Origin of the sequence: Neobacillus phoenicis, from assembly GCF_047302305.1 — a bacterium.
Lineage (GTDB): Bacteria > Bacillota > Bacilli > Bacillales > Cytobacillaceae > Neobacillus.
Map to the genome: position 1 here is coordinate 2,935,163 of NZ_CP154847.1, position 13,468 is coordinate 2,948,630.

Consider the following 13,468-nt stretch of genomic DNA (forward strand, 5'->3'; position numbering starts at 1 on the left):
AGGAGGAAATAAAATGGGTCAAGAAGCTTTAGGTATGATTGAAACAAAAGGTTTAGTAGGTGCAATTGAGGCAGCAGATGCAATGGTTAAAGCTGCAAATGTAACGTTGGTCGGAAGAGAATTAGTTGGTGCGGGTCTTGTTACTGTAATGGTTCGCGGTGATGTTGGTGCAGTTAAGGCTGCAACAGAAGCAGGTGCAGAAGCAGCTCAACGTGTTGGCTCATTACTTTCTGTTCATGTTATCCCACGTCCTAACGGTGATGTAGAAGGTATTCTACCAAAGACTGAATAAGGGGCCGCATGATGGAACAATCCATTGAAAGCTATATCAAAAATCTGGTAAGAGATGTCATTGGTCAGACTCTAGGTGAACTTCAGCTTCAAAACGATCGGCAAACATATGTCATTGCCAATTGGAAAATGAATAAAAATCTAGCTGAAACTGCTGAATTCTTCCAAAAAATAAATAGCAGTAATGAAGTTTCAGTAGTTGTTTGTCCTCCGACTCAGCTCCTATATCCAGCACATCTTTTTATCAACCAATCAAAGAAGCCCATTGGGTTAGGTGGGCAAAACGTACATTGGGCAGATAAAGGTGCCTATACAGGGGAAACATCCATCAGTATGTTAAAGGATGTTGGTTGTGAATATTGTATCATCGGGCACTCCGAAAGAAGACAATATGCAGGTGAAGATGATCAACTAATTAATCAAAAGGTTAAGCAGGCGATTCAGGCTGGCATTACCCCAATTATCTGTATTGGCGAAACACTAGAAGAAAAAAATTCAATGCAAACAGAACAGGTTTTATCAACCCAGCTATACGGTGCATTGAATGAAATTGCTTCAAGCAATTTTATTCTAGCTTATGAACCGGTATGGGCGATTGGAACAGGTCAATCTGCTACAGCTGAACTTGCCCAGCAAACACATGCTTATATTCGATCAATATTAACAAAAATTATTGGACAAAAAGCAGAAAGCATCTCGATTCTTTACGGTGGATCTGCAAATGAAAGCAATGCAGCCGAGTACAGTGCAATGCCAGATATTGATGGCGTACTTGTAGGAGGAGCTAGCTTACATGCACATTCATTTGATGCAATTATCAATGTATTTGCCAAAGGAGAACAAAATCAATGAAAAAAGTGGCAATCGGTTGCGACCATGGTGGATACGATCTAAAAGAAAAGTTAAAAGCCTATTTAACTGAATTAGGCTATGAATATTTAGATTATGGATGTAAGGCCAATGAATCAGTAGATTATCCAGACATAGCATTCCTTGTAGGTGAAACAGTCGCTACAAATGAAGAGTATGTAGGGATTATGATAGATGGAGTCGGCGTTGGCAGCGGAATGGTATTAAATAAAATACCGGGTGTACGCGGTGCGGTTTGCTGGGATTTATCATCAGTAATAAACAGCCGTGAACATAATAATGCAAATGTGCTTTCCATCGGCGGTCAATTTATTGGTGAGGGTCTTGCCAAGCAATTAGTAAAAACATGGTTGGAAACAGATTTTGCTGGCGGACGTCACGACCGTCGAGTAACGAAAATCATGGAAATAGAAAGCCGTTTCTTAGGTCGTTAATTTTTTCAATAGATGCTTAGAGGAACTTTAGAAAGCAGGTTTTACACATGTTTGTAGCCAAAGTGATTGGAAATATGGTCTGTACACATAAAAATGAAAATTTAAAAGGGTTAAAGCTTATGATTGTTCAACCTGTAGATGATCAATTGAATGATAAAGGCAAACCACTTGTGGCTATAGATACGATCGGACAATCAGGAGAAGGAGATCTCGTTTACATAGCAAAAAGCAGAGAATCTTCCTTACCGCTTAACAAAGATTTGGTCCCGTCAGACGCGGGGATATTGGGAATTATCGACTACTATAATGTGACTAAACGAATGGAGGAAATATAAATGAGTAACGCATTAGGAATGATCGAAACTAAAGGTTTAGTAGGAGCTATTGAAGCAGCAGACGCAATGACAAAAGCAGCAAACGTGACATTACTTGGAAAAGTAAATGTGGGCGGAGGCTTAGTTTGTGTAATGGTTCGTGGTGATGTTGGCGCAGTAAAAGCAGCAACAGAAGCAGGTGCGGATGCAGCACAGCGTGTTGGAGAATTCTTATCAGTTCATGTAATCCCAAGACCACACTCAGATATCGAGAAAATCCTTCCTGTAGCAAAATAATGAAACTAGCAAAAGTAGTAGGGAATGTCGTTTCAACGATTAAAACCCCCAGTCATCAAAATAAAAAGCTAATGGTTGTCATCCCAGTTGAAGCATCAGGTAAAGAATGCGGTGATGCAATGATTGCGTTTGACCGCTTTCATGCAGGTGTTGGCGATTATGTGCTGATACTAGAAGAGGGTGGATCGGCAAGGGAGATTTTAGAAGACCCAAAAGGTTCTTTTGATGCAGTCATTGCCGGTATCGTTGATCGATTACATTAATGTGAGGTGAACACGATGCAAATTGAAGCATTGGTTGAACAAATAACAAATCAAATTATGCAGCAATTAACGAATAAACAAGAGTTAAAAGAAGTGAAGGCTGTTACTTCTGGAAACGTAACATATAAAGAAGGTTCTTCATCTAACATCATTACAGGTCCTTCTGTAGCTAGAATGATTGACCACACATTATTAAAGCCTGAAGCATCTAAGGAGCAAATTGTGAAGCTTTGTGAAGAAGCTAAAGAACATAAATTTGCTACTGTCTGCGTAAATCCGTACTGGGTTTCAACTGCGGCACAAGAGCTTAAAGGCTCTAATGTTGGGATTACAACAGTAGTTGGCTTCCCATTAGGAGCAACAAGCACATTTGTGAAAATTGCTGAAACTCGTGATGCGATCGCGAATGGGGCAACAGAAATAGACATGGTTATTAACATTGGTGCCCTTAAATCTGGTGATTTCGAAACAGTGAAAAAGGACATTGAAGGTGTTGTTTTAGCTGCAAAAGGTCATGCGCCTGTTAAGGTCATCATTGAAACTGGTCTTCTTGAAATTGAAGAAAAGAAAAAAGCATGTATCCTTGCAAAAATGGCTGGTGCGGATTTCGTAAAAACATCAACTGGTTTTGGACCTGGTTGTGCTACAGCTGAAGACATTAAACTAATGCGTGAAGCTGTTGGTCCTGACTTGGGTGTAAAAGCATCTGCATGTGTTAGAGATTTAGATACAGCTAGAAAATTAATTCAAGCTGGTGCAACAAGAATTGGTGCAAGCTCAAGTATTGCCATCATTACTGGCGGTCAGGGTACTGGATACTAATTAAAGAGTAAATAGAAGTTGTCATGTTCAAAGAATAGTCGAGAGGCAGATTTTCTTTTCATATGAGTCTGTCTCTCAACTTTCTATTCCTCTTAATCTAAAAAGTATTGAAAATTTTTAGATAGTTTACTATAATTATATTTACAAAATGTAATCGCTTACATACACGAGGAGTGTTTATAATGAACAATATTGGACATCAACTAAAGAAAATAAGAGTAAATCGAGAAATTGAAATAGAAAGACTTGCTTCTTTATCAGGTTTAGATGCTGACCTCATTACGGCAATCGAGGATGGCGAACTTGATGTACAAGTATCAACCTTAGCGAAAATTTCAGAAGCACTAAACTGCTCGTTTTCCATTGGAGATGTATCAATCTAATTCATAAAAAAAGACCAATATTGGTCTTTTTTTCATGTATTATCTAAATCTTTTCTTTCTTGGTCTAAAGCGATAATTATCATCACTTTCAAACACATTTATATTACCATCGAGCTTATCCCTATTTCTAAATCCCATATCAGAATCTAAATTCCTATCTTCCTCATCACTAAAATTAACAACCTCGTTACCATTTTCAACCTCAGCCACAACCTCAACAATCTTAATGTCAACTACTTCTTGTTGATCGTCTTCAACTGTTAAATTATCAATTTTATCATTTACAAGTACGTCCGTTTCGCTAACAACATTATTAGTCAAAAGCTCATTATCAATGTTAGAAAAATTGTTATCTTCATCCTCAATAACCTCTTCGTTTTCAACAGAGGTTCCAAGTTTTTCTTTTTGAATTTTATCAAGTGCTTCCTTTCTCTTAACTGCTATCCCAATTATTTCATCGATTAGGGCCGTGAATTGTTCAAAGTCGACATTATTTTCACCACTATTTTGTATTGCACTAAGAAAATCATCATAAAAAATTAGAAATTCTTTTTCGTACTGTTCTCGTTCCATCTCTCTAAAGCTTGTTCCGTTAGTCCGAATAAAACCAAGGATTAACTTTGATATGACTGAAGAAGTTGCCTGTAGTTTTACACGATCAACTTCAGAATCACTATTTAAATAGTAATTAATATCTCGAAGCGTCTGATAATAGCTCTTAAAATTTCGAGTAATTTCTAAGTAATTTAATTTACTCATTTGGACATTCCTCCTTTTTGAATACCGCCAAAATTCTCCTTTTGTTTTAGGGCTATAAATAGTCTATTCTTATTAAGAGTTAAATGTTAAAGGAAGAGAAAAATGACAAATACAATATCATACATAAAAGAATGGCAGCAGGCACTGCAAAATGAAATTATTTATTTAAAAAAATACGGTAGTAATAAATTTCTTGTCACAAATGGGAGACTTCTGTCTACAGAGCGTTCCTATACGTATTACTTTGATACATCAGGGCCTTTACAAATTCCTGTGGGTTCTACCATTAGGATTGAATGGGGAAGCATGAAACAAAATGGACGTGTGCTTTCTTCTGAAGGTAGAGGGGTGATGGTTGACTTAGAAAAGTCATTTGGTGATTTAATTCCTGAAGCCTATCTGTTTCATGATCCGTGGGAGCTACTTGAACAGCTTATCGAACGATTAGATGATATTAAAAAGAACAAACAAAAGCGGCTGCGTGTCAAAAAATTGATGGATCCATCCATGCCAGCGAAACATCCGGTCGAAAAGATAAAAAGCAATGTTCACGAGTTAGTACTAAGATCAAAATATAATCCCATAACCTTTGTTTGGGGTCCCCCGGGAACAGGAAAAACCTATACCTTAGCACGTGTGGCGGCTAATAAATACTTTCAGGATAAACGGGTGCTGGTTTTATCTCATAGTAACCAAGCAGTAGACGTCCTAATTAGTGAAGTTACCTCTTTTTTAAAAAAGAAAAGTCGCTTTCGTGAAGGGGAAGTACTCCGCTATGGGGTAAATACAGGTGGACTTCTTTCCAACCACGAAGCCATCACTACGAGTCAACTCCTGCAGCTCCATAGCCCTATGCTAGCTGAAGAGAAGGATATGCTGACAGAAGAAAGAAGGAAGCTGAAGCAGGATTTGGCCCGCTCCTTTAGTAAGCGTGATACAAATTACCTTTTAGAGTTAGAGACAAAAATGGCACGAGTGCTCGAAAAAATCCGACAAAAAGAAATCGAATTCATAAAGGACGCATATGTTGTTGGGGCAACACTTGCAAAAGCGGCTGCTGATTCCGCTATTTTTGAGAAAGAGTTTGACGTTGTCATCCTTGATGAAGCCAGTATGGCCTATGTACCCCAGGCTGCCTTTGCTGCTTCACTTGGGAAACGTGTGATTATTTGCGGTGATTTTAAGCAATTGCCGCCGATTGCTTCTTCACGAGATCACTTAGTAAGCACGTGGCTAAAGGAGGACATCTTTAATCGCTCAGGTGTGGTTGAATGGGTGAATGATGGTAAACTTCACCCTCACCTTTTTTTATTAAAAGAGCAAAGGAGGATGCATCCGAATATATCAGCCTTCACTAACAAGTATATATATCATTCACTAGTCGGTGACCATGAGAGTGTCCACTCTAGCAGGAATATTATTGTTGATAAAGCACCTTTTCAGGGCCGAGCTTCTGTACTTATTGATACAAGCTATACAGGTGGGCATTGTATACAAGAGCGAACCTCTCATTCACGAATGAATCTATGGCAAGTATTATTGTCGTTTCAATTAATTCATGAATCCTACCAGGCTGGATTTCAGTCGATTGGTTATGTAACTCCATACACTGCTCAAGCTCAGCTGATGAATCTGCTATTAGAAGATAATTATGAAAAAGAACGAATTACAGCCGATCTTATTGCAGCAACTGTCCATCGCTTTCAAGGCAGTGAGCGGGATGTGATGATTTTTGACACCGTCGATAGCGAGCCTCAAACCCGTGCAGGCATGCTTCTAACTGGAAAAGATAGTGAACGATTAATCAATGTAGCAATCACAAGAACGAAGGGTAAGTTTATTCATGTTAGCAATCGTTCCTTTATTCGTAGGCATGTGTATACTGGAAAGACACTTAGACAGCTGGTGGAACATCAGGAATTTCATCAGCAATTGGTTGGCACTGTTGATATTGGTAAGTGGATTAAGAATCAACACCCACGATTGCAATGGATGCACGGACGAAAGCTTGAAAGAGTGTTTAAGGATATCGAAATGGCTAGGTCGTCAATTGTGATTTCTTTACCATTCCAAACGGTTTTAACGGAAGAATGGAGGGAGAGGTTAAGAAAACGAGCACAACAAGTAAATTTAACCATAATATCGGATGAAGAATGGCCGGAGCTTTTGGTAAATGAAAGAGTAGACGAGAGTTTGTCGTTTCCATTTATCGTCATCGATCAACGGTTTCTTTGGTTGGGGTTGCCCCTAGAAGGGCTGAGAGGTGCTAGACCACCATATATTGCGGTAAGACTCGATTCTGAAAAAGTATCAGAATATCTTTTAGGGCAGTTTTTAGTAAAAGAGTAGAAATTGCGGAGAATTTTGTCTGCAATTTCTGCTCTTTTTAATTTTTTTTGTTGTTTTTGGAGGTATCAATCTTGACTCGGTATGTTATTTTTTATGTGAAAATAATCGAATGAGCGAATTTTTCTGGCTTATGAGCGAATTTGCAAAAATTATGAGCGAATGCTATTCTACTGTGTTACTCGTTCAGATAATTCACCATGAATCTTCGAGTTCAATCGAACATGTTGTTCAGAATTCCTAACTTTAAACGTCAGCAATAATCCAACCACTAAACAAAGAGACGAAAATAAAAAGGCACTTTTGAAGCCGCCAAAATCCTCAATCAACCAGCCTGCTATTGTAGGGCCAATAAATTGCCCCACTGCAAAGTAAAACGTAACATAACTAAAAGCTAATGGCATGTCAGTAGGCCGAACATGGTCCATACTTGAAGCCTGCGTTAACGTAAATAATCCGGTAGACGTGCAGCTTAAAATAATGATATGAATGGTAAAGCCTAGGAGCGTGGTAAAGAATATAGGCAGCGCCATTGAAAATAAGGTCAGGCCCATTGTTAAAATGAGCGACGTTCTCCGTCCGATTTTATCAGAAATAAATCCCCATATGGGTCCGCTAAAAATAGACAAAATACCATTCAATGCCATTAGTTGCCCTGCAAACTTCATATTAACACCTGATTCAATCATAAAGCTCATAATAAAAATCATTTGGACAATGTAGGTAATACCAACAATCCCATAGATCAATCCAACATTTATTACATGTGGATTTTTATAAATATCTCTGGGTGATTTCTTTTTGCTCGGTTGTTCAGTAGAGAATTCAGCAGTTGGGTTTTTGATAAAAAATAAAGTGAGAATTACAACAATCACTCCAATAGCCGCGAATAGTCCCCAAGCAATTCTCCAACCTATCTCGGAATTCAAGCTGCCAAGGAATGGGACGATGATTCCTGCAAAAAGGATGCCAATACCTGCCCCGCTCGTTGTTAACCCAATGACAAATCCCTTTTTTTGCGGGAACCAGGCAACAAGTAAGGAGATAAAAGGAGTATAGGTAAAGGAGGTGCCAATCCCTAATAAGAGCATAAATAGAAAGGTTGCTAGGAAGGAAGAAGTAAAGGTGAGCCCAGCTAACCCTAGAGTAACAAGCGAAATTCCAAGTAAAATCGTCCGTTTACCACCCCATCTCGCTGCAAGGATCCCTGCAAAGATAATCGTACTTAGATACCCTAAGGAAGTAGTGGTACCGAGGTAACCCGCTTCCTTATACGTTAGATGAAGTCCCTCTCGCATAAAAGGAAGAATTACCCCATAAGAGAGTCTTGCAAATGCCAAAACCACAACAGTTGTTAACATACCAATAGTGGCATAACCCCACAAACGTTTATGATTGCCTTTTTCCATTGAATAACCTCCTATTTCCTAAATCCGATTCAACATAATTTATTATCATTTTATTCGGGTACCTAAATTTCTATGTGAACAATTACAAGATAAGCCCCGAAGTACTATTACTTTATTAAGCTAAAAAAACCAACTTGACAATTTACTAATTTCTATGGATAATCAAATAAATTGAAAAATCGAAAAATTGGTATGGGATTAGTAAATCATTGGAACGTGTTAGAGAATGAAACCCACTGGCTGGAAGGTTTCTCACGGAAAAATAATTGAACCTGCCCTCTTATGCTGCTTATGCAAACATAAGCCGTCCTCCCACGTTACAGGTTCAAGTGGATGTAGGCGAAGTTTCCTGCATCAATAAAGGTGGTACCGCGGAAACGATTCTTCCGTCCTTTTATTAGGACAGGAGAGTCGTTTTTTTTATTTTATTAAGGAAGGGTCCGAAGAGAGATGAAGAAACAGCTGGTGGTAGTGAAGATTGGAAGCAGCTCACTAACAAGTGCCTCGGGGCATATTTCAGAAGAAAAAATACGTGATCATGTGAAAGCACTGTCCTATTTAAGAGAACAGGGGCATGAGGTTATTCTCATTTCTTCCGGAGCTGTTGCTGCAGGCTTTGGATCGCTTGGGTATCCAACACGACCTAAAAGTACAGCTGGTAAACAGGCAGCTGCAGCTGTCGGGCAAGGTCTACTTATGCAGCAGTACATTCAACTTTTTAAAGAGTTTGGGATCATACCAGCTCAAATACTATTAACACGTGAAGACTTTTACAGTCAGGTCCGGTTTCAAAACTTATTTTCAACGATGACAGAGCTTCTTCAACGAGGGGTTTTACCAATCATCAATGAAAATGATTCCGTGTCAATTGAGGAATTGACCTTCGGTGACAATGATTTATTGTCAGCACTGGTTAGTGGTTTTCTTCATGCCAATGCCTTAATTATTCTAACGGATATCAATGGACTCTACGATGGAAATCCAAAAGTGAATAAAGAGGTAAAAAAATATCATTTCATCCCAGAAATATCAGAACAACTCATCTCAGTTGCCGGAGAAAGTGGCTCTTCTGTAGGTACAGGAGGGATGAAGTCAAAGCTGCTTGCTGCAAAAAAAGCATTATCTCTTGGTGTCAGTGTTTTCGTGGGTTCCGGCACTGGGAAGGAAAAACTGGTCGATATACTAACTGGGAAAGGCGACGGGACATATATTGGAGGACCTTTCCAAACACAAATGCAAATGAAAAAACAATGGATTGCTTATCATTCGCAAGTCGGCGGTGTAATTGAGATTGATGAAGGGGCAGAAAAAGCCATTGTGTTTCATGGAAAGAGCTTATTACCTGTAGGGGTTACTAATGTTATCGGCGAGTTTAATGCCTTAGACGTTGTCATGGTTAAAAACCAAAAAGGGAATGTCATAGGTAAGGGGCAAATTTATTATTCTTCTAAAAATTTATTAAAAGTGAAAGGCTTACCTGGTGAACAATCGAAAGGGTACTCCATTAATCAAAAAGTAGAAGTGATACATCGTGATAACTGGGTCATTATGCCAAAGGAGTGAGTGGGAGAATGAATGAATTACTAGAGAAAGCCCGTCTTTTAAAAAATGCTTCTAAAACTTTAGGAATGCTTTCATCCATTGAAAAAAACGAAGCGTTAGCAAAAATCGCTGATTATATACAATCCAACAAGGAATGGATAATCAGTGAAAATGCGAAGGACATTGAGGCTGGGCAAAAAAATGGACTTTCAGACTCTTTAATTGACCGACTCTCTTTAACAAACGAGAGAATCGAACAGATTGTGGATGGAGTTCGTCAATTAATACATTTAGAGGACCCAATTGGTGAAACGATTGAGGCTTGGGAACGACCAAATGGACTTCGCATTGAAACGATTAGGGTTCCGCTCGGGGTTATTGGGATGGTATACGAGGCTCGACCGAATGTAACGGTTGATGCAGGAAGTCTTTGTTTAAAAGCGGGAAATGCGGTTCTTCTAAGAGGGAGCTCTACTGCTATTCATTCCAATAAAGCTCTTGTCCATACTATGCAAAAGGCACTCGAAGGAACGTCGATTCCAAAGGATGCGGTCCAACTATTGGAGGACACAAGCCGTGAGACAGCTTCTGACATGTTTAAGTTGAACCAATACCTAGATGTCCTCATTCCTCGAGGCGGTGCAGGACTTATTCAATCCGTTATCAAAAATGCTACTGTTCCAGTTTTAGAAACGGGCGTCGGAAATTGCCATGTGTATATTGACGAATCAGCTGAAGAAAAAATGGCAATTGAAATTGCTATCAATGCCAAATTACATCGGCCTTCCGTTTGTAATGCTGCTGAAACGTTGTTAATTCATGAAAAATGGCCTTATAAATCTGAACTCTTAAGAGTCCTTTATGACAGGGAAGTAGAACTTAGAGGGGATGAAAAATTAGCAGCTGCTTATCCGTTTGTACAGCAAGCCTCAGAAGAGGACTGGCACACAGAATACTTAGCACCTACATTAGCAGTTAAAGTGGTTAGCGATGTAAAGGAAGCGATTGAACACATTGATCGTTATGGTACGAAGCATTCGGAAGCGATTATTAGTGATAATGAAGCAAATGTTCATTTGTTTTATCAATCGGTGGATGCGGCGGTTTTATACCACAATGCTTCTACCCGCTTTACAGATGGGGAGCAGTTTGGCTATGGGGCAGAAATCGGAATTAGTACGCAAAAGCTTCATGCTAGGGGACCAATGGGCCTAAAGGCATTGACAACGACAAAAACAATTGTCCATGGGACAGGGCAAATCAGGTTATAAATCTAAAATACTCTAAAAATAGTAAACAAGTAAGGGCTATTAGCCCTTACTTGTTTTTGTTATACATTCATTTCTGCTATACTTAAAATACAAACATACATTCTTATATTTCTAATAGTTGGTGATTATGTGACTAATACGATTCAACTCTCGGTTCGAAAGCTTGTAGAACATGTTTATCTGGCTGGCAGTATAGATAACCGTTTCCGCTCCCAGGCGTCTCTTTTAGATGGAACAAGAATTCATCAAACAATCCAGAAAACTTATAAAGAAGGTGATCAGAAAGAAGTGTATCTTCGTTCAGAAATTCCCTTTGAAGAGTTAACTTTCCTTATTGATGGCCGTTGTGATGGACTCTTGTTTCATGATCATGTCGTGACGATAGATGAAATTAAATCTTTTTCAAGACCCCTAGAGGAACTGGACGTCGAAGGGTTACCTGTCCACTGGGCACAGGCAAAAATGTATGCCTATATGTATATGCTGAATCATGAATTACAGGAAATCACGGTCCAACTTACTTATGTACATGTGGATACACTAGAAAAAAAACAATTAAAAACCATTTGTCATTTTTTAGAGCTTGAGGCATTTGTCTTTCATGTGATAGAAAAGTACGCACCATATGCAAGATTGATGCACGCCCATCAAATGAAGCGAAATGAGAGTATAAAAGCCCTCCCTTTCCCTTTTGACACGTATCGTGCTGGACAAAGGAAATTAGCAGGAGCTGTGTATAAATCCATTTTTGATGAGAAAAATCTTTTTGTTAAAGCCCCAACCGGAATTGGCAAAACAATTTCAACCCTCTTTCCTGCAGTTAAATCGATAGGAGAAGGGCATCTAACCCGTATTTTTTATCTTACGGCAAAGACAATTACACGATCTACGACAGAGGAAGCTTTTGCTAGGATGACATCACGCGGACTATGTATGAAAACTGTTACGATTACCGCTAAGGACAAAGTTTGTTTTAAGGAAGAGACCAAGTGCCAAAAGGATTACTGTGAATTCGCTGACGGATACTATGACCGCATCAACGGAGCTATTTTTGATATTTTATCCAAGGAAAACAGACTGACCCGTGAAGTGATCGGTGACTATGCACGGAAACATTCAATTTGTCCATTTGAATTTTCGCTTGACCTTTCTTATGCGGCTGATGCGATTATTTGTGATTACAATTATATTTTTGATCCACGAGTATCCTTAAAACGTTTAGTTGAAGAGCAAAAGAAAACGACTGTTTTACTGGTAGATGAGGCACATAACCTTGTTGATCGGGGGAGAGATATGTTTTCAGCATCACTTAATAAAGAAATGTTTCTACAATTGAAGAAAGATTATAAGGGAATCAATAAAGAAATTTACGATTTTGCCAAAAGGATCAATGCCATATTTATTTCAATGAAAAAAGATATGGACAGAAAGAATGAAATAGTTTTAGAAGTTTTAAATGAAACCTTCATAAGTCATCTTATTGATTTTGTTAATAAGGCAGAAGAAATGCTTATAAAAAATGCCTCGTCTAATCTATTGGAAGCTTATTTTAAGGTGAATCAATTCATAAAAGTTGTTGATCTTTTAGATGAGCATTATGTTATTTATGCAGAAAAAAATAAAAATGATTTGCTGATTAAGCTCTTTTGCATGGACCCTTCTAAACTCCTTGCCCAAATGGGCAAAGGATATCGGACAAAAGTGTTCTTTTCTGCCACCCTTTCTCCGTTAGCTTATTATCAAGAAATCCTTGGTGGAAAAGAGGGGGATTATGTACTCTCCATTCCTTCTCCTTTTTCTAAGGAACAGGTGGATATTTTTATTAAACCGTTGTCCACCAGATTTCGTGACCGCGAACAGACAAAGGAGAAAATCATTCGTGTGTTACATGCTTTGGTAAAACAACGACCAGGTAACTATCTTTTCTTCTTTCCTTCCTATGATTACTTACTAACTGTATATGAAGGGTTTAAGGTAGAAGACAACGAAACACAAACCATCATTCAGGCTTCTGGAATGTCTGAAGCAGAGCGCGAACAGTTTCTAAAAAACTTTAAGCCTAAATCAGAAAAGGGAGTCCTAGGATTTGTTGTCCTCGGCGGTATTTTTTCAGAGGGAATAGATTTAATTGGTGATCGATTAAACGGTGTGGTCATCGTAGGAGTCGGATTACCTAAAATAGGTTTTGAGAAAAATCTCATTAAGGATCACTTTAATAAAAAGAACAAGAGTGGATATGATTATGCCTACATCTATCCAGGAATGAATAAAGTGTTACAAGCTGGAGGCAGATTAATTCGCTCTGAAAACGACCACGGAACCATCGTCCTGATAGATGATCGATTTTTACACAACCACTACCAGAGCCTTCTGCCCGAGGAGTGGAATGAGTTTACTATTATATAAATAGCCATAGTTGAGAAGCTGCCTAAAAAAAAGGCAGCTTATTTTTTAAAAAAAGGTGACA

Annotated in this window: 14 protein-coding genes and 1 other annotated feature; of the genes, 12 read left to right on the forward strand and 2 right to left on the reverse strand. The window is 38.7% G+C overall.

Annotation, left to right across the window (positions count from 1 at the left end):
* Positions 1 to 13: 13 nt before the first annotated feature.
* The 8 genes from AA0X95_RS15275 to AA0X95_RS15310 all read left to right on the forward strand — a co-directional run bounded on the left by AA0X95_RS15275 (position 14) and on the right by AA0X95_RS15310 (position 3,674).
* On the forward strand, positions 14 to 292 hold the full coding sequence (locus tag AA0X95_RS15275) for a BMC domain-containing protein (RefSeq protein WP_413310059.1): 279 nt from the start codon (positions 14 to 16) through the stop codon (positions 290 to 292).
* Between the two features lie 8 nt (positions 293 to 300).
* Complete coding sequence (gene tpiA / locus AA0X95_RS15280; RefSeq protein ID WP_413299224.1) at positions 301 to 1,143, forward strand: triose-phosphate isomerase; 843 nt, start codon at positions 301 to 303, stop codon at positions 1,141 to 1,143.
* Positions 1,140 to 1,595, forward strand: coding sequence for a ribose 5-phosphate isomerase B (gene rpiB / locus AA0X95_RS15285; RefSeq protein WP_413299226.1), 456 nt, complete (start codon positions 1,140 to 1,142; stop codon positions 1,593 to 1,595). Before tpiA ends, rpiB begins: the two co-directional genes overlap by 4 nt.
* 47 nt (positions 1,596 to 1,642) lie before the next feature.
* Positions 1,643 to 1,930, forward strand: a complete 288-nt coding sequence (locus AA0X95_RS15290; protein WP_413299228.1) for a EutN/CcmL family microcompartment protein — start codon at positions 1,643 to 1,645, stop codon at positions 1,928 to 1,930.
* Complete coding sequence (locus AA0X95_RS15295) at positions 1,931 to 2,206, forward strand: BMC domain-containing protein (RefSeq protein WP_026567441.1); 276 nt, start codon at positions 1,931 to 1,933, stop codon at positions 2,204 to 2,206.
* Entirely contained in the window at positions 2,206 to 2,469 is a 264-nt protein-coding gene (locus AA0X95_RS15300) for a EutN/CcmL family microcompartment protein (protein ID WP_413299230.1), read from the forward strand. The genes AA0X95_RS15295 and AA0X95_RS15300 overlap by 1 nt, the downstream gene beginning before the upstream one ends.
* Before the next feature lie 174 nt (positions 2,470 to 2,643).
* Positions 2,644 to 3,291: a deoxyribose-phosphate aldolase gene (deoC, locus tag AA0X95_RS15305; protein WP_413310061.1), complete on the forward strand. Its 648-nt coding sequence runs from the start codon at positions 2,644 to 2,646 to the stop codon at positions 3,289 to 3,291.
* Between the two features lie 182 nt (positions 3,292 to 3,473).
* Positions 3,474 to 3,674 (forward strand): helix-turn-helix domain-containing protein, encoded by a 201-nt coding sequence (locus AA0X95_RS15310; protein WP_413299232.1) that lies wholly within the window; start codon positions 3,474 to 3,476, stop codon positions 3,672 to 3,674.
* A 39-nt stretch (positions 3,675 to 3,713) separates the two neighbouring features.
* Here the strand turns inward: AA0X95_RS15310 and AA0X95_RS15315 are convergent, their stop codons facing one another.
* Complete coding sequence (locus tag AA0X95_RS15315) at positions 3,714 to 4,433, reverse strand: hypothetical protein (RefSeq protein ID WP_413299234.1); 720 nt, start codon at positions 4,431 to 4,433, stop codon at positions 3,714 to 3,716.
* 102 nt (positions 4,434 to 4,535) lie between these two features.
* Between AA0X95_RS15315 and AA0X95_RS15320 the strand changes: the two genes are divergently transcribed.
* The gene (locus AA0X95_RS15320; protein WP_413299236.1) at positions 4,536 to 6,782 is read left to right on the forward strand and encodes an AAA domain-containing protein; all 2,247 of its coding nucleotides are present in this window, start codon (positions 4,536 to 4,538) and stop codon (positions 6,780 to 6,782) included.
* A gap of 167 nt (positions 6,783 to 6,949) precedes the next feature.
* Here AA0X95_RS15320 and AA0X95_RS15325 read toward each other — a convergent pair whose 3' ends face one another.
* Positions 6,950 to 8,188: an MFS transporter gene (locus tag AA0X95_RS15325; RefSeq protein ID WP_413299238.1), complete on the reverse strand. Its 1,239-nt coding sequence runs from the start codon at positions 8,186 to 8,188 to the stop codon at positions 6,950 to 6,952.
* Between the two features lie 179 nt (positions 8,189 to 8,367).
* Positions 8,368 to 8,585 (forward strand) — a binding site (T-box leader).
* Positions 8,586 to 8,638: 53 nt separating this feature from the next.
* Between AA0X95_RS15325 and proB the strand changes: the two genes are divergently transcribed.
* The 3 genes from proB (at position 8,639) to AA0X95_RS15340 (ending at position 13,407) form a co-directional block, all read left to right on the forward strand.
* Positions 8,639 to 9,751: a glutamate 5-kinase gene (gene proB / locus AA0X95_RS15330; RefSeq protein WP_413299240.1), complete on the forward strand. Its 1,113-nt coding sequence runs from the start codon at positions 8,639 to 8,641 to the stop codon at positions 9,749 to 9,751.
* A gap of 8 nt (positions 9,752 to 9,759) precedes the next feature.
* A complete protein-coding gene (locus AA0X95_RS15335; RefSeq protein ID WP_413299242.1) occupies positions 9,760 to 11,001 on the forward strand; it encodes a glutamate-5-semialdehyde dehydrogenase in 1,242 nt (413 codons plus the stop codon).
* A gap of 129 nt (positions 11,002 to 11,130) precedes the next feature.
* On the forward strand, positions 11,131 to 13,407 hold the full coding sequence (locus tag AA0X95_RS15340; RefSeq protein ID WP_413299244.1) for an ATP-dependent DNA helicase: 2,277 nt from the start codon (positions 11,131 to 11,133) through the stop codon (positions 13,405 to 13,407).
* Positions 13,408 to 13,468 lie beyond the last annotated feature (61 nt).

What these genes read in the sequence shown, in the direction of transcription:
- rpiB (WP_413299226.1), top strand. Translation starts at nt 1,140, where the DNA reads ATGAAAAAAGTGGCAATCGGTTGCGACCATGGTGGATACGATCTAAAA.
- AA0X95_RS15325 (WP_413299238.1), bottom strand. Translation starts at nt 8,188, where the DNA reads ATGGAAAAAGGCAATCATAAACGTTTGTGGGGTTATGCCACTATTGGT.
- AA0X95_RS15290 (WP_413299228.1), top strand. Translation starts at nt 1,643, where the DNA reads ATGTTTGTAGCCAAAGTGATTGGAAATATGGTCTGTACACATAAAAAT.
- AA0X95_RS15335 (WP_413299242.1), top strand. Translation starts at nt 9,760, where the DNA reads ATGAATGAATTACTAGAGAAAGCCCGTCTTTTAAAAAATGCTTCTAAA.
- deoC (WP_413310061.1), top strand. Translation starts at nt 2,644, where the DNA reads ATGATTGACCACACATTATTAAAGCCTGAAGCATCTAAGGAGCAAATT.
- AA0X95_RS15295 (WP_026567441.1), top strand. Translation starts at nt 1,931, where the DNA reads ATGAGTAACGCATTAGGAATGATCGAAACTAAAGGTTTAGTAGGAGCT.
- AA0X95_RS15300 (WP_413299230.1), top strand. Translation starts at nt 2,206, where the DNA reads ATGAAACTAGCAAAAGTAGTAGGGAATGTCGTTTCAACGATTAAAACC.
- AA0X95_RS15275 (WP_413310059.1), top strand. Translation starts at nt 14, where the DNA reads ATGGGTCAAGAAGCTTTAGGTATGATTGAAACAAAAGGTTTAGTAGGT.
- AA0X95_RS15310 (WP_413299232.1), top strand. Translation starts at nt 3,474, where the DNA reads ATGAACAATATTGGACATCAACTAAAGAAAATAAGAGTAAATCGAGAA.
- AA0X95_RS15315 (WP_413299234.1), bottom strand. Translation starts at nt 4,433, where the DNA reads ATGAGTAAATTAAATTACTTAGAAATTACTCGAAATTTTAAGAGCTAT.
- AA0X95_RS15320 (WP_413299236.1), top strand. Translation starts at nt 4,536, where the DNA reads ATGACAAATACAATATCATACATAAAAGAATGGCAGCAGGCACTGCAA.
- proB (WP_413299240.1), top strand. Translation starts at nt 8,639, where the DNA reads ATGAAGAAACAGCTGGTGGTAGTGAAGATTGGAAGCAGCTCACTAACA.
- tpiA (WP_413299224.1), top strand. Translation starts at nt 301, where the DNA reads ATGATGGAACAATCCATTGAAAGCTATATCAAAAATCTGGTAAGAGAT.